The 20,444-nt window shown below is 34.9% G+C and carries 17 protein-coding genes, 1 other RNA gene and 1 pseudogene; 9 read left to right on the top strand and 10 right to left on the bottom strand.

The features are described from left to right. Nucleotides 1-15 precede the first annotated feature (15 nt). Nucleotides 16-207, bottom strand: a pseudogene (locus EYD45_RS17115) (IS110 family transposase); the annotation flags it as partial. Between the two features lie 607 nt (nucleotides 208-814). Here EYD45_RS17115 and EYD45_RS14480 point away from each other — a divergent pair. Together EYD45_RS14480 and rnpB are read left to right on the top strand one after the other, a co-directional pair. Continuing rightward, on the top strand, nucleotides 815-1,552 hold the full coding sequence (locus tag EYD45_RS14480) for a hypothetical protein (RefSeq protein ID WP_130965278.1): 738 nt from the start codon (nucleotides 815-817) through the stop codon (nucleotides 1,550-1,552). A gap of 319 nt (nucleotides 1,553-1,871) precedes the next feature. After that, nucleotides 1,872-2,185: RNase P RNA component class A (rnpB, locus tag EYD45_RS14475), an RNA gene on the top strand. Between the two features lie 68 nt (nucleotides 2,186-2,253). On the opposite strand, the gene EYD45_RS14470 is transcribed toward rnpB, so the two are convergent. The 4 genes from EYD45_RS14470 to EYD45_RS14455 form a co-directional block, all read right to left on the bottom strand. Next, a complete protein-coding gene (locus tag EYD45_RS14470; protein WP_130965277.1) occupies nucleotides 2,254-3,003 on the bottom strand; it encodes a hypothetical protein in 750 nt (249 codons plus the stop codon). 167 nt (nucleotides 3,004-3,170) lie between these two features. Beyond that, complete coding sequence (gene rsmD / locus EYD45_RS14465) at nucleotides 3,171-3,710, bottom strand: 16S rRNA (guanine(966)-N(2))-methyltransferase RsmD (RefSeq protein WP_130965276.1); 540 nt, start codon at nucleotides 3,708-3,710, stop codon at nucleotides 3,171-3,173. After that, entirely contained in the window at nucleotides 3,710-4,525 is an 816-nt protein-coding gene (locus EYD45_RS14460) for a DUF3822 family protein (RefSeq protein ID WP_130965275.1), read from the bottom strand. The genes rsmD and EYD45_RS14460 overlap by 1 nt, the downstream gene beginning before the upstream one ends. Next, nucleotides 4,509-5,249 (bottom strand): hypothetical protein, encoded by a 741-nt coding sequence (locus EYD45_RS14455; protein WP_130965274.1) that lies wholly within the window; start codon nucleotides 5,247-5,249, stop codon nucleotides 4,509-4,511. The genes EYD45_RS14460 and EYD45_RS14455 overlap by 17 nt, the downstream gene beginning before the upstream one ends. 127 nt (nucleotides 5,250-5,376) lie before the next feature. Here EYD45_RS14455 and EYD45_RS14450 point away from each other — a divergent pair, with 127 nt between their 5' ends. From EYD45_RS14450 to EYD45_RS14425, 6 genes are all read left to right on the top strand, one after another. After that, complete coding sequence (locus EYD45_RS14450) at nucleotides 5,377-6,801, top strand: ATP-dependent DNA helicase (protein WP_130965273.1); 1,425 nt, start codon at nucleotides 5,377-5,379, stop codon at nucleotides 6,799-6,801. An 11-nt stretch (nucleotides 6,802-6,812) separates the two neighbouring features. Beyond that, the gene (locus EYD45_RS14445; protein ID WP_130965272.1) at nucleotides 6,813-7,388 is read left to right on the top strand and encodes a DUF4126 domain-containing protein; all 576 of its coding nucleotides are present in this window, start codon (nucleotides 6,813-6,815) and stop codon (nucleotides 7,386-7,388) included. 37 nt (nucleotides 7,389-7,425) lie between these two features. Beyond that, the gene (gene kdsB, locus EYD45_RS14440) at nucleotides 7,426-8,154 is read left to right on the top strand and encodes a 3-deoxy-manno-octulosonate cytidylyltransferase (protein WP_130965271.1); all 729 of its coding nucleotides are present in this window, start codon (nucleotides 7,426-7,428) and stop codon (nucleotides 8,152-8,154) included. Next, entirely contained in the window at nucleotides 8,145-8,849 is a 705-nt protein-coding gene (locus EYD45_RS14435) for an HAD family hydrolase (protein ID WP_130965270.1), read from the top strand. Before kdsB ends, EYD45_RS14435 begins: the two co-directional genes overlap by 10 nt. A gap of 97 nt (nucleotides 8,850-8,946) precedes the next feature. Beyond that, entirely contained in the window at nucleotides 8,947-10,029 is a 1,083-nt protein-coding gene (locus EYD45_RS14430; RefSeq protein WP_233702665.1) for an iron-containing alcohol dehydrogenase family protein, read from the top strand. Nucleotide 10,030: 1 nt separating this feature from the next. After that, the gene (locus tag EYD45_RS14425) at nucleotides 10,031-10,582 is read left to right on the top strand and encodes a 1-acyl-sn-glycerol-3-phosphate acyltransferase (RefSeq protein ID WP_130965269.1); all 552 of its coding nucleotides are present in this window, start codon (nucleotides 10,031-10,033) and stop codon (nucleotides 10,580-10,582) included. Between the two features lie 220 nt (nucleotides 10,583-10,802). Here the strand turns inward: EYD45_RS14425 and EYD45_RS14420 are convergent, their stop codons facing one another. From EYD45_RS14420 to EYD45_RS14405, 4 genes are all read right to left on the bottom strand, one after another. Then, entirely contained in the window at nucleotides 10,803-13,373 is a 2,571-nt protein-coding gene (locus EYD45_RS14420; protein WP_130965268.1) for a zinc-dependent metalloprotease, read from the bottom strand. Nucleotides 13,374-13,605: 232 nt separating this feature from the next. After that, complete coding sequence (locus EYD45_RS14415) at nucleotides 13,606-14,640, bottom strand: ThuA domain-containing protein (RefSeq protein ID WP_130965267.1); 1,035 nt, start codon at nucleotides 14,638-14,640, stop codon at nucleotides 13,606-13,608. Between the two features lie 98 nt (nucleotides 14,641-14,738). Next, nucleotides 14,739-15,713 (bottom strand): Gfo/Idh/MocA family protein, encoded by a 975-nt coding sequence (locus EYD45_RS14410; RefSeq protein WP_130965266.1) that lies wholly within the window; start codon nucleotides 15,711-15,713, stop codon nucleotides 14,739-14,741. A 106-nt stretch (nucleotides 15,714-15,819) separates the two neighbouring features. Further along, on the bottom strand, nucleotides 15,820-16,314 hold the full coding sequence (locus tag EYD45_RS14405) for a hypothetical protein (protein ID WP_130965265.1): 495 nt from the start codon (nucleotides 16,312-16,314) through the stop codon (nucleotides 15,820-15,822). 142 nt (nucleotides 16,315-16,456) lie between these two features. Here EYD45_RS14405 and EYD45_RS14400 point away from each other — a divergent pair, with 142 nt between their 5' ends. Continuing rightward, on the top strand, nucleotides 16,457-19,369 hold the full coding sequence (locus EYD45_RS14400) for an FAD-binding and (Fe-S)-binding domain-containing protein (protein WP_130965264.1): 2,913 nt from the start codon (nucleotides 16,457-16,459) through the stop codon (nucleotides 19,367-19,369). 108 nt (nucleotides 19,370-19,477) lie between these two features. Here EYD45_RS14400 and EYD45_RS14395 read toward each other — a convergent pair whose 3' ends face one another. Then, on the bottom strand, nucleotides 19,478-20,323 hold the full coding sequence (locus EYD45_RS14395; RefSeq protein ID WP_130965263.1) for a UDP-2,3-diacylglucosamine diphosphatase: 846 nt from the start codon (nucleotides 20,321-20,323) through the stop codon (nucleotides 19,478-19,480). Nucleotides 20,324-20,444: the final 121 nt, after the last annotated feature.

The raw sequence follows: 20,444 nt of genomic DNA, 5'->3' as shown, positions 1-20,444 counted from the left end.
GAAAATGTAGTGTTTTTAAGCTAATTTGGAAACAAAGTTCTCATCATAAGGCAATCTGCTTTTTGCTATTGCAAAGGCCTATTTTAACAGGTAGTAAGATACTGCTACCAATTCTAGTTTTTTACTCTTTCCCTTAGCTAAGATTCTTTTATATAGCTACCTACAAGCTTTATTGTGCTTACACGCTGAAAAAGCGCGTAAAAACAATTGCCCCGTCCTGAATACAGGCTAGATAATTTTATAGTTTAAAACTTAAGCCAGCACACATGCCCGCGTTAAGGATTGAACGGCATGTTTGAACTCCCCGACGATAGGAGGGAGTGAGTAGTGAAAGCCTGACCCGACAGGGGAACACCCAAAAAATAAAATTTCATTTCCAATAGAGTAATTGTATTTTTGCCATTGAGTAAATCGCCTTATCGTTACGCCATTGGCGTAAAGGAAAGTCCGAACACTGTAGTACAACGCAGTGGTTAATAGCCTGTTGACCCACAACATCCTTAAAAGTTTGTGGGCAGTACTTACGGGCTGATACTACAAAGTGCTCGATGATGTAAACTTAGAAAACAAATTTAATTATATACATTCAGAATTCAGAATTCAGAATTCAGAATTCAGAATTCAGGATTCAGAATTTGATAGGAGCTATTAACAAATAGGAAAGCCATATTTTTTTGAATTTGTCAGAAAAATTATCGAACTTTGTTTAGGTGATGATGAATGTTATTAAATCGTTTAGTATCCATAAAGTTGGCGACAATTTAGCGCAACCTATAAGGATATTTTTCATCTTAAGTAAAATAGAATATACGATATGAAAAAAAATCTTCTATTTTTAACATTATTGATATTTATTTCATGTGTCAAAGATGAAGATGATTCTGATGAGATTTGTCTGTCTGATTGTACACAAATAAGAGGACAATTATTAAGGGCAGATGGTAAGGGAGTAGAGGGTTTAGAACTTATTTTTAGATATCAAAGTATTCAAGAATTATCGGTACGAAAGAGAACAATTGGTCGAATAAGAACTGATGAAAATGGATTCTATGAAATGAATGTTTATCTCAAAGATCATGAAGTTGGAGATTCGCATGGCTATTTCTTATTTGAATTAAGTTTTAGCGAGTTAGATATGAAATTGAGTAATAATTTTCTTAAACCAACAGATTTATTTCTTCATTCTGAATACGATTCTTTTTTAATAAGCGATATTACGGAAAGAAGTGAAACATTCGAAATTAATTATTTTGTTCCGTATAAATCGAATAACTTAAATATTTCTCTTAATAATTTTTCACCTAGTCAAGAGGATGATTATTTTTTTTACAACTTATACGTTCCCTATGGTTTCCCTGAAAATTATGCAGGCACAATCCAAGAACAAAGATATGCTGTAGAAACCAATAATACGTATTCGTCTTTAAACATAATTGGTGTTAATAAGATAGTTGTTGTGAGGAGAAAGAATGGTAACCTACAAGAGAAAATTGAACAAGATATTAACGTGTTGAACATTGATGACAACTATGAAGTGGAATTTGAATATTAAAGCTCTTATCTATAAAATGTAAAGATCATTGCAACCGAATTCCTTAATTTGAACTTATTGAAGTTAACTCTACTTCCAATACATCAAAATATTTGTCAATACTTTCAGTACCAGCATACACTTTATCCTAGACAAACCAGAAAAATAGAATACTATTAGTTTAAGAAACTTAGCCAGCACACATGCCCGCGTTAAGGATTGAACGGCATGTTTGAACTCCCCGACGATAGGAGGGAGTGAGTAGTGAAAGCCTGACCCGACAGGGGAACGCCCAAAAAATAAAATTTCATTTCCACTGGAGTAATTGTATTTTTGCCATTGAGTAAATCGCCTTATCGTTACGCCATTGGTGTAAAGGAAAGTCCGAACACCGTAGTGCAACGCAGTGGTTAACAGCCACCGGCCGAAAGGTTAGGAAAAGTGCAACAGAAAGTATGTACGGGTAATGCCGTAGTGAAACCAGGTAAACTCTGTGTGGTGCAATGCCATGTATACCAGCGCTTGAAAGCGGCACGTTTGATTGCTGGAGGGTAGGCAGCTAAAGTGTTTTGGTAACAAAACATTGAGATAAATGATAAGGGCTTTTTCTTTTTGGAAAGGGTACAGAATTCGGCTTATAGATTTGCTTAAATATAATAAACCCTTCCTGATGTTTCGGGAAGGGTTTATGGTTTAAATTGGTTGGTGACTAACAGAAATAATTAACTTTTCTCTGGTATATAGGATAAATCTGGTCTCATTTCTCCTCTATGTTCTAACATTTTTTCAAGATTTGCCATTAGTTTGTTGAATGTTTCGTAGCGATCTGGTCCTAAAACATCCTGATTGGCTTTTGCATTGGTAGCACTGCTTACTTCATCTTTAGCCGCTACTGAAACTAAATAATAGTTTTCCATTGATCCAAATCCGGTGTGGTATACATTGTAATATTCTTTTGAGCCTTTCTCTTCAAACATAGCTTTTATGGCTTTCATGCCTTCTTTTACTTTTTTTGCATTGGCTGGTTTGTAATGTAATTGATACCATACACGGTAGTTTAAATCTGATCTATCCTCTCCCTCTGGAGCTTTATAGCTTAAATCGTCTACGCTATACATGATGTATGATCCATGTGAATCGTAGCATTGGTCGAAGGCATTAAACATGTCTTTAAATTTATCTCCCATGGCTTTGGCCATTTCTGCCATTGGCTGCTTGTCTAATTCCGCCATATTCTCTACAGGAGTAATGTAATAATAGGTGAAATCGTCTCGCATCGCAGTCATCCACATGGCATCGGGTTTATGCTCTAAACAGGCTTCATGAAATTCTTTTGCTATTTTTTCATATTCCATGAACTTTGATGGTTTTACATTGTCTTGATGAATTAAATAGGCTTGTTGCGCAAAGGACATTGTAATTGCAAAACAAAGTGATAAACAAGTTAATAGTAAGGTTTTTTGATTTTTCATAATTATGTATGGTTTTAAAGGTTAGTATTCAAAATAAAACCATAACCGTTTCGCAAAAAAGAAAAACCTTTTTGAATTTTGAGAGAAGTGCGTATAGAGCTTGGGACTCTAAGGGAGAGTTCTAAAGTACTGAAAAAAAAACACTTAGAAATTAACAAATGTTAATTTTATTGCTTTTTGAAAAAACTAAAAGCATTACCACCGTAGCTTTTAGATACATCAAAATTGGCTGTAGATGCGAGGTTGGTGTGTTTGGAATGTTCTACTATTAACGTGCCGCTGTCATTAAGCAACTCTTTTTTAAACACTAGTTCTGGAATACGCTCAAACTGTTCTTGAGAAAAATCGTAAGGCGGATCTGCAAAAATAATATCAAACTTAGCATTGGTTTGCTCCAAAAATTTAAAGACATCACCCTTAACGGTGTCAATAGGCATTTCAAAATGTTCTGCCGTTTGATTGATAAATCTAATACAAGCAAAATGCTGGTCTACACAAGTAATCTGTTCAGTGCCCCTGGAGGCGAATTCATAACTAATATTGCCAGTTCCAGCAAAGAGGTCTAAAACAGAAATATCATCAAAATAATAGTTGTTATTTAGAATGTTGAATAGGGATTCCTTCGCCATATCAGTGGTTGGGCGAACGGGTAAGTTTTTTGGAGCCACTATTTTTCTGCTCTTATATTGGCCAGAAATTATTCGCATTAAAAGCTATTTACAATAATGTAATTTGAATGATTTGCTTCAGAGTCTTCAACTATTTGTTGGCCAATGGTTCCAAAAGTGATGTTCCTTATATATTTATATGCCATTTTGTACAAGGCACCCTCTTCTGAAATATTACCAATCAAAACTATATCAATGTTATCAGGATCATAGTTAAGCTGCTCCAAAGTGAATAAAATATAATAGATGAAATCCTCGGCATTGCTGTACTCAAAAGTGTTGTAAAGTATAAGTGCGCCGTTATCAACTGCAACTATTTCAAAATGCTGTTCGCAAACATGTACATATACCTTATTTGATTTTGAATCCGTTTCATTTTTTAAAACTTCTTCTATTAAAATTGTAGAAAAGTGCTTAAACGTAAACTCTCCAAAAGCCTCGTAAATATAATTGTTAATATTCACATAAGGCACATAAACGTTAACACTCTCGTCGTTATTTAAAACATCATAGCTTAAATAATCAGACTTTAATATTTTCGAATTGAATTTTAGATAATCGGCTAAATAATCCTTGTTGAATAAGGGCTTGGGAACCAATGTTGACAAATCGTTTTCATGAATTACTAAAATATCATCAAACTTATCCTGAAGATAGGGCTTGGTGTCAAAAAAATGGATTAAACGTTCTAAAGCTTCAAAAGGGTTTGCTTTTTTGTTGAACTTAATATGCTCAATGCTTGAAACGGTATTTGAGTTGGCATTTAGGACACAAAAAGAAAGTCCACTCAAACTAATTTGAATGGACAGTTTTTGATTGGTAATTGTATCTAAATCTTTAGTCTGTTGTGCCATATGTTTTTGGCCAGTTACCTATAGTTTTCACCTCATCCATTGAGCCTACCTTTAAGGCATCCCCGTTTACACCATCAACCGATATCACTTGGTTTTCTTGAATAACAAGCTCTCTTGGTTGGTCATGTAGAATAACATCTTTCTTAACTGATGCTTCAAACACTGGTATATTTATATTGTTTTGCTCTAAATATCCTGCTTCTAACTTAAACTTAGCACCTTCTTCTCCTACAGGAACATTCATCATAGTTTTATATCTATCAGAATTTTTGAACAGTGAATCTTTTACAGATTTAAAACCAAGAGTATCAATGATAACAATATCTTTAAACGTCTCAACACCACCGTAACGTCTGGTTAACTCCTCATCAACAATACTCGAATCTCTGCGCTGTGTCAAAGTAAATTGTGCTGTGTCAATAAACTTTACTAAATCGTCCCATTTTCCTGAAAACTTCCCGGTAACCGTTCTGTGTGCTAATTGGGCATCTCTAATATCCTCTAAACTGGCGATAACTTTCTCGTAGCGCTTATTCTTTTCTTTGTTGAAAAGTATAGGATTGTAAATAGACATAAATGTTTTATAGCCCAGAAAAGCAATTAAAAGCCAAAGGGCAATCATTAGTACAGGCTTAAATTTTGATGGAATAAATTTATCAACTAATTTAACTAAAACAATGGTTAGCAATATTACACCAACTACAACGAGAATTACTGTTAACATAGTACTTTATTTGTTACAAGTTTAATAATGGTCTTTCGCAAATCTACAATTTTTTTTTTATGGTTAAAACTATCTTAATAAAAATCATTTCTATATTTGATTAATTTCTAAATCGTCTTGCACTTAAATGACTTCAGCTGAATTTTATTCTCTTGTAAAGCAACAATTTCCATTTCAGCCTACGGTAAAGCAAGATATTGTAATACAGCAACTCGCTCAATTTATATTTAGCAAAACACCCAATGCTGTTTATTTGCTCAAGGGATATGCAGGTACGGGAAAAACCACCATAGTAAGCACCATTGTTAATAATTTATGGAAAGCAAAAATGAGTGCGGTATTACTGGCACCAACCGGTCGTGCGGCTAAGGTAATTTCCAATTATTCTAAAAAAGAAGCATTTACCATTCACAAAAAAATTTATTTTCCTAAGAAAAATTCTGGTGGAGGTGTGAAGTTTGTATTGCAGCCCAATAAGCATAAAAATACTGTGTTTATTGTAGACGAAGCATCTATGATTCCTGATACACCGGGAGATTCAAAACTCTTCGAAAACGGTTCGCTTTTAGATGATTTAATGCAATATGTATATTCTGGATTTCGATGTAAATTATTGCTCATAGGCGATACTGCACAGTTACCGCCCGTTAAGTTGGATATTAGTCCTGCTTTAGATGAAAACAAACTTGCTTTGAATTACAATAAGGAAGTTACTAAAATGGAATTAGATCAGGTAGTGCGTCAAGAACAAGATTCTGGTATTTTGGCAAATGCCACATTGCTAAGAGAGACCATGTCTAGTAATTTTTTTGATGCTTTTAAGTTTGATTTAGATGGTTTTAACGACATTGTAAGACTAGTGGATGGTTATGAAATTATGGATGCCATTAATGACGCCTATAGTACCCTGGGAAATGAAGAAACGGCTATAATTGTAAGAAGCAACAAACGGGCAAATATTTACAACCAGCAAATTAGAAGTAGAATTTTGTTTAATGAAAACGAATTAACAGCTGGAGATTACCTAATGGTAGTTAAAAACAATTATTTTTGGATTAAACCTACTACTGAGGCTGGATTTATTGCCAATGGTGATATTATTGAAGTACTGGAAATCTTCAGTATTATAGAGTTGTATGGTTTTCGCTTCGCGGAAGTAAAAGTGCGTATGGTAGATTATCCAAGGATGCGTCCTTTTGAAACGGTATTGTTATTGGATACCATTCATGCTGAGACTCCTTCATTGTCTTACGACGAGTCCAATCGTCTTTATCAAGAAGTGATGAAAGATTTTGAAGATGAAACCAGCAATTATAAGAAATTTTTAAAAGTGAAGAATAACAAGCACTTTAATGCATTGCAGGTTAAGTTTTCGTATGCTGTTACTTGCCATAAATCTCAAGGTGGGCAGTGGCATACTGTATTTGTAGAGCAACCCTATTTGCCAAATGGTATAGATATTGATTATATGAGATGGCTCTACACAGCAGTAACAAGAGCCAAAGAAAAATTGTATCTTATTGGTTTTAAAGATGATTTTTTTGAAGCCTAATTTAAATTGAAATGACACCAGAAACAATAATTAGTATTTGCTTAGGTATAGGCTTGTCCGCTTCTGTAGGATTTCGGGTTTTTGTACCGCTTTTTGCATTAAGTTTGGCGGCATATTTTGATGTTTGGCAACTTAATGACTCTTGGGAATGGGTAGGAAGCATGCCCGCACTTATCACTTTGGGTGTTGCTACCTTAGTTGAGATTTTCGCCTATTTTATTCCTTATGTTGATAATTTATTGGATAGTATTGCAGTACCGTTGGCAGCTATTGCAGGAACAGCGGTTATGCTTTCTACGGTAGCAGATTTGAGTCCCGTTACCACTTGGGCATTGGCAATAATAGCGGGAGGAGGAACGGCAGCAGCAGTTGCAGGGTCTTCTAGCACAACAAGATTGGCATCTACTGCCACTACAGGAGGTATTGCAAATCCTGTAGTGTCAACTCTTGAAACAGGTACGTCTATAGTAATGTCCGCGCTTTCTGTTTTTGCTCCGATTATAGCGGTCATTTTGGTTGTTATTATTCTTTTTATCATTTTCAAAATTTACCGACGATTCACAAAGAAGAAAGACACAGTTGCATAAATATTTGGTATTTTTGAATTTAAATTCCAGTAAGTAAATGAAAATAATTTCAATGATACCAGCACGTTACAGTGCCTCTCGATTTCCTGGGAAACTTATGCAGGATTTAAATGGTAAAACGGTAATTCTTCGTACTTACGAAGCTACTGTGGCTACCAAACTGTTTGATGATGTTATTGTAGTAACTGATAGTGATATTATTTATAATGAAATTTCTAGGAATGGCGGAAAGGTGATGATGAGCAAAAAAGAGCATGAGTGTGGTAGTGACAGGATTGCCGAGGCTGTTGAAAATTTAGATGTTGATGTGGTAGTCAATGTTCAAGGAGACGAACCATTTACAGATACAGAATCTTTAAGCAAATTGATTGAGGTTTTTAAAAACGATCCAGAGAATCAGGTAGATTTGGCGTCATTAATGGTGCATATCGCTGATAAAAATGAGATTAATAACCCAAACACGGTGAAGGTGGTTTTGGATAATTTCAATTTTGCACTATACTTTTCGAGAAGCCCAATTCCATATCCAAGAGATGAAAGTGTAAATGTAAAATATTACAAGCATAAGGGTGTTTATGCCTTTAGAAAAGAAGCGCTTTTAGATTTTTATCGTTTGCCAATGTTAACTTTAGAAGCATCAGAAAAACTAGAGCAACTAAGGTATTTGGAGTATGGCAAACGTATTAAAATGGTAGAAACCTCAGTTGAAGGTGTCGAAATTGATACGCCCGAAGATTTAGAACGCGCAAAGAAACTATGGAAATAGATTATAGTGGCATAAAAGTAATTGGATTTGATGCCGATGATACCTTATGGGTAAACGAAACCTATTTTAGGAAGGCAGAGGAAGAGTTTGCTAAATTATTATCGGAGTTTGAAACCCCTAATAAGATAGATCAAGAATTGTTTAAAATGGAAATTGGTAATTTACCACTTTACGGTTATGGTGTTAAGGCCTTTACGCTTTCTATGGTTGAGTGTGCACTTGAACTTTCAAATTATACCATTTCAAATGAAAAAATTCAGAAAATTTTAAACATAGGCAAAAACATGTTGAATGAGCCGGTAGAATTGCTAGATGGGGTTGAGGAAGTCTTGGAAAAATTGTCAAAGAAATACAGACTTATTCTTGCCACAAAAGGCGATTTGCTGGATCAAGAGCGGAAATTGGAGAAGTCTGGATTAACATCTTATTTTCATCATATTGAAGTGTTAAGCGATAAGAAAGAAGCCAATTACAGTAAGCTTTTGAATCATTTGGATATTAACCCTTCAGAATTTTTGATGATAGGAAACTCCTTAAAATCAGATATTTTGCCTTTGGTAAATATTGAAGCTAAAGCTATTCATGTGCCGTTTCATACCACCTGGGCGCACGAAATGGTTACAGAAAAAGAAACTAACGGGAAACAATACAAAACCATACAAACTTTACGAGAGCTGTTAAAATTAGTGCCTTAAGGGTGAAATAGTGATGGATGTTGAAGTTTCAAGATATTTTAATGAAGTAAAAATAAAATAATACTATTTTTACATTTTGTAAAAGAAAAGACACTGCATGAGTTATAAGAACTTTCCAATGGTGCCAAGAGTAATTTTTGGCAGAGGTAGTTTCAATCAGTTAGGTGAATTGTTGGCTCCAAATCGCTTAAACAACCAAGCCCCTTTTGTATATTTAGTAGATGACGTATTTAGAACTGAAATAAATATAACATCTAGAATCCCAATTGCTTACGACGATAAAATAATATATGTTTCTACTATCGAGGAACCAAAAACATCTCAGGTAGATGAGTTGGTTGAGGATATCATTTTGACCTCAAAAGAGCGCCCGTCGGGAATTATTGGTATAGGGGGCGGCTCAATTTTAGATTTAGCCAAGGCAGTAGCTATTATGCTAAATAACGAAGGTAGTTCTGAAGATTACCAAGGATGGGATTTGGTTAAACACAAAGCAGTGTACCACGTAGGTATTCCAACGATTTCTGGAACAGGTGCTGAGGTTTCTAGAACCACGGTTTTAACAGGACCAACCCGTAAATTAGGTATTAATTCAGATTACACGCCTTTCGATCAAGTAGTTTTAGACCCTGAGTTAACGAAGGGTGTGCCAAAACAACAATGGTTTTATACTGGGATGGATTGTTTTATCCATAGTGTTGAATCATTAAATGGGACATACTTAAACGCTTTTAGCAAAACTTATGGTGATATGGCCTACCAGATTTGTAAAGAGATTTATCTCGATGGTAGTCTCACTAAAAAAGATGCTCAGGACAAACTTATGATGGCCTCATGGCATGGAGGTATGAGCATAGCCTATTCACAAGTTGGTGTAGCGCATGCTATGAGCTATGGATTATCATATTTGCTAGGGACAAAACACGGCATCGGTAACTGCATCGTATTTAACTATTTGGAGGAATTTTATCCAAAGGATGTAAAGTTATTTAAAAAGATGTTGGACAAACATGACATTACATTGCCAACAGGTATTTGTCGTGATTTGAGCGACAAGGATTTAGAAACCATGATAAACGTTGCTTTAAGTCTAGAGCCGTTATGGGAAAATGCCATTGGGAAAAATTGGAAAAAGACAATTACATCCAAAAAGCTTAAGGAACTCTACCTAAAAATGTAATATGCGACAACAGCTGGCAAAATTTATCTACCACACGTTATTGGGCTGGCAGGTTGATGGACATTACGACATTCTTCAAAACGACTTAAAAAAAGCCATTATTATTGCGGCACCACATACCAGCTGGCACGATTTCTATATAGGTGTTTTAGTGCGTGCGGTATTAGGTGTTAAGGTGAATTTTATTGGTAAAAAAGAATTGTTCATTTTTCCTTTTGGTTACTTTTTTAGAGCTTTAGGAGGAAGACCAATTAACCGTCAAAACAGTCAAAACAAAGTAAAGGCAATTGCTCAATTATTCAAGGAAAACGAAACCTTTAGAATGGCTTTAGCTCCTGAGGGTACAAGAAAAAAAGTAGATAAATGGAGAACCGGATTCTATTATATAGCAAAAGAAGCTGAAGTTCCTATCGTGATGTTTACTCTAGATTTTGAAAACAAGAAAAACACGTTTTCAAAACCATTCTATCCTACCGATGATGTTGCATCTGATTTTAAGCATTTACGAGCTTTCTATAAAGGCGTTAAAGGTAAAATTCCTGAATACTCGTAGATTAAATTCGATATTTTGGCATAGGTTTTGTATTGTATAAAGCGATGGTTCATGAAACATAAAGTAAACAATTCCTTGTCCCTAAAAAGAAACATTAACCACTACTAAAAAAGCTACTTCATTTGAAGTAGCTTTTTTAATTGAAATGAATTCCTCGAGCAAAGCGTTGAGGAATTCATTTGGAGCTGCCATTCCTGTGGAAATGGGAATCTAATGTTATTTATTTCAATTCTTTCAATCCATTATCTATTAGTGTTCTTAGATGCTCTTTATGTGCTCTGGATGCGATGTTTCCAGAAGGTGCAGCCATAGTTCTGATACGTTTTAAATTATAAAGTGCCATAGATTTCGCATTATGGGCGTATCTCGAGCTTGTTTTACCTGTAATCATTTCTAGCAACATCTCTGTATACTCCAATTGTAAGTTCCGTCTAAAAGTATTAACACTCCCATAAATATCAGCTTTGAAAATAGCATTATTTAAGTCAGTCATCATGGACGATAATTTGTATGCATTACCATATAGTTCAGAATCAGTTATTCTTTGCAATGTGTTGTAATGTAATAAATGACTTAAAACACGTTTTTGCATTCCTAAAACGCGACTATGGATTTTTGGATCCTCAGGAGATCTAAAATTAAAACCTCTACGTTGACTTGCTAAATAATTATATAAATCATTGGGTGCATCAAACGCATCAGGTGCAAACACATATTTACTTAATGCGTTCATTGCCTTTTTCTGATCTTCAAGACTCACGGGTGTATAAGGTTTGGTTGCTCCATTTTGGCCTGCCATAGCTCTGTCAACATAAACACCCCCGATAAATCTTGAAATCGTATTGGCCGCACTACCTTGTTGTCCAGATAAAACATAGTATACCCGTTTTAATTCCTCATAAAAATCTCCTTCTTTTGAAAAATTAGTTTTGGCATCTTTTAGAAGTTGGTCAGATAATTGAATTCTATCTATAGCCCAATCAATTTGCTCATTGGATTGGTCTGATACATTAACTCTAGGGTCAATAGCTTTTCCAGGGCTACGCATATCATCGGCATCATTCCCAAAAATATGTTCAGGTTTTGTAGACTCGTTTAATAATGCCTGTCTTTCATTTTCTGAAGCAAAGGGCGTATATCCAAGCTGAATAGCCCACACATCGTAAGGTCCTACAGCAACATCATCATATTGTCCCTGTTTACTTCTATCTTTTGTGATATTTAAAGCAGCATAATCCATTACTGAAGCTGTTAAACATTTGCCTTCAATAAAATCAGCGTCGTTTAATTGCTCTCTTGAGAAAAGCTGACTTGCTTTCATATTATGGTTTAAGCCTAAAGTATGCCCAACCTCATGCATTATCAATGCCGTCATGGATTCTTTTTTGATGCGCTCCATTTCCAAATCGGATGCTCCTGTAGCAGCAACCACAGCATTAGCGAACATAAGTTCTTGATGTGTTTCATGACCAAGACTGCAATATTTGTAATCTTCTTCAAGTGACATCCCTACGTTATTATAGATTTTATCATAAAGTACCCTGTTGGTAAAATGAACATATTCTAACATGATATCTGCTCCTAATATTTGTCCAGTTCTTGGGTTTACAAAACTAGGGCCGTAGCCTCCAAAGGGTGGACGAGGAGATGAGGTCCAACGTAGAACATTATATCTAATATCACCAGCATCCCATTCGGCATCATCAGGCTGTACCTTCACAACCATTGCATTCTTAAATCCAGCTTTTTCAAAGGCTTTATTCCATTGTAAAACCCCATTTTTAATAGTTTCTCTCCATTCAACAGGCGTCGTATTTTCAATCCACCAAGTTATGGGTTCCACCGGTTCAGAGATTTCAGCATTAGGATCTTTTTTCTTAAGATGCCATCTGTGGATCAAATCTCTATATGGTGTGCTACTTGTACTTGTTTGATCTTCAACTTGTCTTGTAAAATAGCCCACACGAGGATCATCAAACCTAACCTCATAATCGTTGTCTGGCATTGCTATTAAACTGTGGTTTACTTTAATGCTAACGTTTCTACCATCAGTTACGGCATTAGATCCACCATTTAAAACAGAGGGTTTTGAGTATACATACTCAGACGTGATATTAATATTGTCAGGGTAGTTCTTGATGGAATTTATTTTGGTTTTGTTTTTATCTAAATTACCAAGTGAAAAGGACGTTGGGGAGCTACCAGGAAACCTTGGTGGTTTTATTTGCCCGAATGTTTCCTTCAGGAATAAGTCATCAACTTTTACCAGGTAAGTTCCTTTTTTGTCATCGCTTGCTTCAATTTTTAAACTGGCAATATTTCCATGAGAAATATTTGCGTCTTTAGCTTTGGAAAGCGCATTGTCAGGATCAAAATAGAATGATGTATTTTGTTTTACAAACTCTATTTTATTGAAATGCTTATTTATTTTGATAACCTGGGTTGGGTTGTAAGCCCCTCTAAATCTGCCAGCGTCAAGTACGCCATCTGCAATCTGTGCAAAATGAATATATTCTTTACCAATATCATCTTCTGAAATTAGCATCTGAAGAGACCCAGTAATGGTGTCTTGGTATAGCGTGAAAAGGCCTTCAAGCTTTTTACTGGATTTAGTTAGCGAAGCAACAGTTTTCTTTTTTGATGGTTTTTTGGCAGGAGCTGGTGCTTCGGTTTTGTTTTTCTTTTTCTTGTCTTTTCTCCTGTTTTGAGCATCAACATTAAGGGGCATTACGAAAATAGCAACTAAAAGCACTAAAATTGCCTTTAACCGCCAGATAGAATTTGTCTTCATAAAACGTTTTTGAAATTAATGAAATGTTAACTGTTTGTCAATTAGTTTGGCTAAAGTTAAGTATTAAACCAATTATATTTTAATTCAAAATGTTAAATGAAGTTAAATTGGGTAAAATCTGTAAAACCATTAATTATTTGTTATGTTTTGAAATGCATTAATCTTATTTGTGTTTCAAATTATAACTAGTGTGATGTTGTAATACCCAATGAATTATTTGTAAAGCATTTTGTCAGTTTAAACGCCACTTTCTAATGCTTGTGTTTTCAGTTGTTGGAAAATCTTCAGGTATGGCTTGTGTTACTTCTCCCGTAGCCGCCCATTCTGCACCGCGCTGTAAGGTTGTGATAAAGCCTGCACATTCCATAGAATAGTCCATATGTCCAAGTGCTGTATGAAAGGTTCTCCCTTTACCATACTCTATAGTCATCAAAAGGGGTTCATGTCTATCGGTCATTCTTTTACCGTGTTTGGAATCTGAATATGCTGTAGCCAAAATAGTCATGTTTTCTGCAGGACCTCTCATGCGTTCATAAAGTTCATCTTTATTATGTAACCATTCTTTTGGCAAGCCTTTCATTATTGGGTGTTCTGGAGCTCTAGTTTTAACAATGTAGTTGTGCTGTGGACCATGGGTAGCGCAAGGACCTTCAGCGGGATCTTTTATTAGTTCATCATTTTTATTGAAGTAAACATAGGGGCCAGATTCTATAGTTCTTCCGCCCCAACCGCCAAGACCTATCATTTTATTGTATTCTTCCCATTGCCCCCAAGCATTATTGGCACTATGCACAATTACTAATCCACCGCCATTTTTCATGTAATCTTCAAAACGCTGTTTTGTGTCTTTTGGCCATTCAGAAGATTTCCACCCTAGATTATTGACTATGACATCATATTTTTTAAAATCTGGGCTAAAACTTGGATCATATCTGGTAGAATCCAACACAATTCTTTCGATACCATCTTCAAAAGGATATATATTTAAAAGTTCTTTAATATCATCTGTTTCTTCTACTTTATTGTGATGAGGACCAATCCAAAGGTATTTTTTTCGTGCAACATCTACATCGAAAAGTCCTGTTTCTTCAAGATAGCTTTTAATCATGAATGTGCTTTTTGGCCAAATACCATGACCGCTTTCACCATCTATGATTAGTGCTTTTAATTTGGACTGTGCATCTTTTTTTTGGATTTCTTTAGATTTGCAGTTAAGTGTAAATAATACAGCGCAAAAAAGACAAACGGTAATTTTGATGGATTTCATGAAATAATTTAGAATATATTTTCCGTCAAGATAAATAAAAGTTCCTATAAATTGATATATGAAACTTTAAATACCTCTATTAGTTAGCTTATTAACAATTAAAGTTTACCTAAAATTTTGTCCATCACCCAACTTGTATGTGTAGCGGTTTTTCCTGTGGAAGGATGCTTGAAGTTGTTTAAAACCAGTTCGTCTCTCATGCCTTTAACATGGTATAGTTGTATATGTTTTGGATGTTCTATAGTCAAACACTCCTCGGTAGTATTATTTTTAAGTTGAATAGGGTTTTCAAGGAACACTGAAAATTTAATATGTCCTTTACTTCCTATAATAACAACTTCATCCATACGGTCTTTACTTCCAAAATGCCAACTTCCAGATCCGGTAATACCATTTTCATGAATCCAGTTTGCAGTAATGGCATCATAGGCATCATAAAGCCCTTGCTGGTTTTTACAAACACCAGTTGTGTCAATAAAATTACCTAGCAAAAATGAGAATAAATCTAGACCATGGCTGGCTAAATCGTCAAAATAGCCACCAGGAGCAATTTTAGCATCCGTTCGCCAATTGTATGTTTTATTGAGATCTAAATCATTTGGAGGTTTGGAAAATATCCAATTGATATGTCTTATTTCTCCAATTAAATTATCGTCAATCCAAGATTTTACTTTTAAAAATCGAGGTAACGATCGCCTATAATAGGCAACAAATAAGGGTAAGCTTTTTGCCTCAAATGCTTTTTTAATCTTTAAACTATCTTTGTAATTAGGTGTTAGGGGTTTTTCGATACAGCATATCTTTCCAGCTTCAGCAACTTTTAGGGCATACTGTAAATGACTGTCAGGTGGCGTAGCGATGTAGATAGCTTCAACATTTTCATCATTAATTAAGTCATCTGCATTATTGTAATAGGTTTTGATATTGTGGCGTTTTGCATAATCTTCAGCCTTTTCTATATTTCTACGCATTACTGCTGTAACCTCAAAGCCTTGTGTTAATTGATATGCTGGTCCACTTTTAACTTCGGTGACACTACCACAACCGATAAATCCCCATTTAATTATCTTCATTTTTTAATTGTTAATAGCATTTCAAATATAGTGCATTCATGGTCTATTATAAAACTAAAAAAGCACCCAAACGGGTGCTTCTTAATTTCATTGAATAAAGATTTTTTTAGAATTGATACCTGATACCTAGAGCGATGTCAAAATCTAAATCATCATTATTATAAACACCTTCGCCAAAACCTATTTCTGGTCTAAAATCTAAGGAAAGTTGCAAAGGTATGTCAAAATTATATTCGATACCAATATCGCCAGCAGCGAAAACAAAGGTGTCACCATCATCAAACCCTTGTGGTACTCTATCGAAATCATAAGAAGCGATACCACCTCCTACACCAGCATACCAGTTAAAGTTACCATCAAGTAACCATACCCACTGATACAAACCTGCTAGTTTAAAACCATCAAAGTTACTTCCCGATCTAAGACCTAAATCTAGCTCTAAACGGTTGTTTTCTCCCAATGCTCGTTGATAAGAGATTTCGGCACCAAAGCCATCGCTATCACCCAAACGTAATCCAATAGCATTCTCAGCTATCTCCTGTGCGTTTGATGTAAAAGTAAATCCTAATACGGCTACTGCTAATACGAATAATTTTTTCATAAGTTTTTAGTTTTTATTTGATTAATGAATATACGATCTATGTGTCAAAATAGATTTTGTGTATTATTCTCAACAACTTTACAAAAATAACGCCAAAATTGTATTTATATTTATCATTTTTATTTTATTAATGACGCTTTAGATGCAGGAAAACTTAAAATCCTTAAAATCAGAATTATCAGGAGAGTTACTTTTTGATGATTTAATTAAGGCAATTTATGCCACGGATGCTTCTGTGTATCGCATGCTACCTTTGGCCGTAGCATTTCCTAAGAATGAAGGTGATATTAAAAAATTGGTGTTGTTTGCAAAAAAGCACAAAACCTCATTAATTCCAAGAACTGCGGGCACTTCTTTGGCAGGACAATGTGTCGGACAAGGAATTGTAGTTGATGTGTCTAGGTATTTTACTAAAATCATTAGCCTTGACAAACAGGCTAAAACGGTAACTGTGCAGCCTGGGGTAGTTAGAGATCAACTAAATAATTATTTAAAGCCATATGGCTTGTTTTTTGGACCTAATACATCAACTTCCAACCGTTGTATGATTGGAGGTATGGTAGGTAATAATTCTTCTGGAACAACCTCAATTCAATATGGTGTAACGCGCGACAAGGTTTTGAAATCAAAAACTATTTTAAGCGATGGTAACCAAGTTGATTTTGGAGCGTTATCTAAGGAAGATTTTATCGAGAAGACAAAGCTTAAAACTTTAGAAGGCAAGATTTATCATGCCTTATATGAGTCATTAAAACAAGAAGCTGTTCAAAACGACATAAAAAAAGAATTCCCTAAACCAGAAATCCATAGGAGAAATACAGGTTATGCTATTGATGAATTATTAAAGTGTGAGATTTTTTCAGAAGAAGAAACAAGTTTTAACATGTGTCAGTTGATTTCTGGTAGCGAAGGCACATTAGCCATAACTACCGAAATTACTTTACAACTTGATGATCTGCCTCCGGAATATAGTATCATGGTAGCAGCACATTTTAAAACTGTAGAAAAATGTTTGCAGGCTGTAGTTCCAGTGATGCAACACAATTTGTACACTTGTGAAATGATGGATAAAACCATTTTGGATTGTACAAAGCGTAATAAAACCCAACAGGAAAATAGAAGGTTTTTAGTTGGCGACCCTGAGGCTATTTTGATGTGTGAAGTAAAGTCAAACGACCTAAGTGAAGCCGAAAAACAGGCTGAAACATTAGTTAAAACTCTAGATGCATCGGGTTTAAGTTATGCCAATCCTGTATTGGTTGGAGATGAAATAGATAAAGCCATCAACTTAAGAAGTGCGGGATTAGGGTTATTGGGCAATATAATTGGCGATGAGAAATCGGCTGCATGTATAGAGGATACGGCGGTAAGGTTATCAGATTTGGTAAACTATATTTCTGAGTTTACAAATTTAATGAAAGACTATGATCAGAAAGCTATTTATTATGCACACGCCGGTGCTGGAGAATTACATTTGCGTCCCGTTTTAAATTTAAAGAAAAAAGAAGGTGTAGCTTTATTTAGAAAAATCACAACCGATGTTGCACATCTAGTAAAGAAATACGGCGGTTCTTTTAGTGGCGAACATGGAGATGGTATTGTTCGTGCAGAGTTTATTCCATTAATGATTGGAGTGCGTAACTATGAACTTTTAAAGCATATTAAGAACACATTTGATCCAGATAATATTTTTAATCCAGGAAAAATTGTGGATGCCTTACCCATGGATAAATCCTTGCGATATGTTCCTGAAAGAAAAGAACCAGAAATTGAAACCTTGCTGGATTTTTCAAAATCTCAAGGAATTCTGCGAGAAGCTGAAAAATGTAATGGGAGTGGGGATTGCAGAAAACTACCAGAATTTGGAGGTACCATGTGCCCAAGTTATCGTGCTACTAGAAACGAAAAGGATACTACAAGAGCTAGAGCAAATGCATTACGAGAATACTTAACCAATTCTGATAAAGCGAATAAGTTTAACCATTCAGAATTGCAGGAGGTTTTCGATTTATGCCTAAGCTGTAAAGCCTGTGCTAGCGAATGTCCAAGCAGCGTGGATGTGGCGAGTTTAAAAGCGGAATTTCAATATCAGTATCAAAAAGCAAACGGATTTAGCTTTAAGAGTAAATTCTTTGCAAATGCCACAAGGTATAATAAAATAGCTTCAAGAGCGCCGAAGTTTTATAATTGGTTGTCTCAAAATCCTATAACTTCAAATTTGATTAAATCCTCTTTAGTAATTCATAATGATAGAAGTTTACCAAAAGTAACAAGATCATTTAAATTTAAGTATGCTGGATATCGAAAGAATAAAAACGCTAATCCAACAAAAAAAGTTTATCTATACGTAGACGAGTTTATCAATTATTTAGAATCTGATATCGCAACGGATTGTATAATTTTATTAGAATCCCTAAATTACAAGGTTATTCCTGTATCTCATTTAGAGTCTGGACGTTCCTTTATTTCAAAAGGGTTTTTAGAAGAAGCTAAAGCGCTTTCTAAAGAAAATGTTTCATTTTTTAAGGAAGTTATTTCTGAAGATACCCCACTTATCGGTATTGAGCCTTCGGCAATTTTGACCTTTAAAGACGAATATTTGAAACTAGCAGACGATAACGTTTCCGCAGAAAAAATAGCTCAACACACATTTTTGATTGAAGAATTTATTCAGCAAGAAATTGAACTTGGCAATATCACTTCAGATAAATTCTCCCTAGAGGCAAAGGAAATTAAATTTCATGGGCATTGTCACCAAAAGGCATTAAGTAACCAATTATCTAGTTTTTCTGTATTAAATCTTCCTAAAAACTATAAAGTTACTATTATTCCTAGCGGTTGTTGTGGAATGGCAGGAAGTTTTGGGTATGAAAAAGAACACTATGAAGTCAGCATGCAAATAGGTGAACAAACCTTATTTCCAGCCGTAAGAAAAGCAAAGGAAAACGTAATTATTTCTGCAAATGGAACAAGTTGCAGACATCAGATTAAAGATGGTACAGGAAGAATTGCGAAACATCCCATAACTATTTTAAAAGAAGCACTGATTCAGTAGGCAGTGTTCAGTATTCAGTGAACAGTAGTCACTATTCGCTTATTTATTCAGGAGTTAAGTTTTAGTTTATAAAAACCCTTTGCGACTTAGCGCCTTTGCGAGAGATAATTATTTAGCTTTTGCAGCTTTATCAACAATAGTAATCGCCGCAATTAAATCTTTCACTTCCATTTCTTTTACCTCTTCATCTGCAATGAAGGGCGAAAGTTTATCGTTATTGTAGTTATAGATTTTCCAGCGTTTAAACTGATATTCCAAAGCTGTAAAGTTTTCCACCCAATCACCAGAATTTAAATACATGGTTTTACCGTGCTTGTTCTCCCGAATCTCCATTTTGGGTTGGTGAATGTGTCCGCAAACCACATAATCGTAACCGTTATCTATTGCCAAGTCTGTAATGGTTTTTTCATAGTCGGCCATAAATTTAACGGCACCTTTTACGCCATTTTTGATTTTTTTAGAAAGCGAATAACGCTCTTTTCCAAGTTTGGTGAGGATCCAATTAGTAAGTCTATTTAAGAGAATTAGTAAATCGTAGCCGTAGCCACCCAGTTTCGCCAACCATTTGGCATTTTGTATGGAAACATCAAACACATCACCATGAAAGAACCAGCCTTTCTTTCCATCTAAATCTAAAACTACTTTATCCACAATTGAAATGTTACCAATAGACGTATCGCTAAACTTACGCAACATCTCATCATGGTTACCTGTAATATAAAATACTTCAACACCATCTGCCGCAAAATCCATTATTTTCTTAATCACTTTTAAATGTGATTTAGGAAAATAACGCTTACTGAATTGCCAGATATCAATAATATCTCCGTTTAGAATCAATTTCTTCGGATTGATACTATTTAAGTAGGTGAGGAGTTGTTTGGCGTGACAGCCGTAGGTGCCTAAATGTACATCAGAGATTACAGCAATTTCTACTTTTCGTTTTGTTTTCAATGGGGTATAAATAGTTTGTAAATTCGCGGTTTTTCACATTACAAATAACTAGTTTTAGTATTATGTAAAGTTTACTATTTAATTAATAAAGTATGAGGTTATTGTTAGGTTAATGTTATCA

The sequence above is a fragment of the Hyunsoonleella flava genome (assembly GCF_004310325.1).
Lineage (GTDB): Bacteria > Bacteroidota > Bacteroidia > Flavobacteriales > Flavobacteriaceae > Jejuia > Jejuia flava.
This window is presented reverse-complemented; position numbering and strand designations above follow the sequence as displayed.

What these genes read in the sequence shown, in the direction of transcription:
- EYD45_RS14480 (WP_130965278.1), top strand. Translation starts at nt 815, where the DNA reads ATGAAAAAAAATCTTCTATTTTTAACATTATTGATATTTATTTCATGT.
- EYD45_RS14470 (WP_130965277.1), bottom strand. Translation starts at nt 3,003, where the DNA reads ATGAAAAATCAAAAAACCTTACTATTAACTTGTTTATCACTTTGTTTT.
- rsmD (WP_130965276.1), bottom strand. Translation starts at nt 3,710, where the DNA reads ATGCGAATAATTTCTGGCCAATATAAGAGCAGAAAAATAGTGGCTCCA.
- EYD45_RS14460 (WP_130965275.1), bottom strand. Translation starts at nt 4,525, where the DNA reads ATGGCACAACAGACTAAAGATTTAGATACAATTACCAATCAAAAACTG.
- EYD45_RS14455 (WP_130965274.1), bottom strand. Translation starts at nt 5,249, where the DNA reads ATGTTAACAGTAATTCTCGTTGTAGTTGGTGTAATATTGCTAACCATT.
- EYD45_RS14450 (WP_130965273.1), top strand. Translation starts at nt 5,377, where the DNA reads ATGACTTCAGCTGAATTTTATTCTCTTGTAAAGCAACAATTTCCATTT.
- EYD45_RS14445 (WP_130965272.1), top strand. Translation starts at nt 6,813, where the DNA reads ATGACACCAGAAACAATAATTAGTATTTGCTTAGGTATAGGCTTGTCC.
- kdsB (WP_130965271.1), top strand. Translation starts at nt 7,426, where the DNA reads ATGAAAATAATTTCAATGATACCAGCACGTTACAGTGCCTCTCGATTT.
- EYD45_RS14435 (WP_130965270.1), top strand. Translation starts at nt 8,145, where the DNA reads ATGGAAATAGATTATAGTGGCATAAAAGTAATTGGATTTGATGCCGAT.
- EYD45_RS14430 (WP_233702665.1), top strand. Translation starts at nt 8,947, where the DNA reads ATGAGTTATAAGAACTTTCCAATGGTGCCAAGAGTAATTTTTGGCAGA.
- EYD45_RS14425 (WP_130965269.1), top strand. Translation starts at nt 10,031, where the DNA reads ATGCGACAACAGCTGGCAAAATTTATCTACCACACGTTATTGGGCTGG.
- EYD45_RS14420 (WP_130965268.1), bottom strand. Translation starts at nt 13,373, where the DNA reads ATGAAGACAAATTCTATCTGGCGGTTAAAGGCAATTTTAGTGCTTTTA.
- EYD45_RS14415 (WP_130965267.1), bottom strand. Translation starts at nt 14,640, where the DNA reads ATGAAATCCATCAAAATTACCGTTTGTCTTTTTTGCGCTGTATTATTT.
- EYD45_RS14410 (WP_130965266.1), bottom strand. Translation starts at nt 15,713, where the DNA reads ATGAAGATAATTAAATGGGGATTTATCGGTTGTGGTAGTGTCACCGAA.
- EYD45_RS14405 (WP_130965265.1), bottom strand. Translation starts at nt 16,314, where the DNA reads ATGAAAAAATTATTCGTATTAGCAGTAGCCGTATTAGGATTTACTTTT.
- EYD45_RS14400 (WP_130965264.1), top strand. Translation starts at nt 16,457, where the DNA reads ATGCAGGAAAACTTAAAATCCTTAAAATCAGAATTATCAGGAGAGTTA.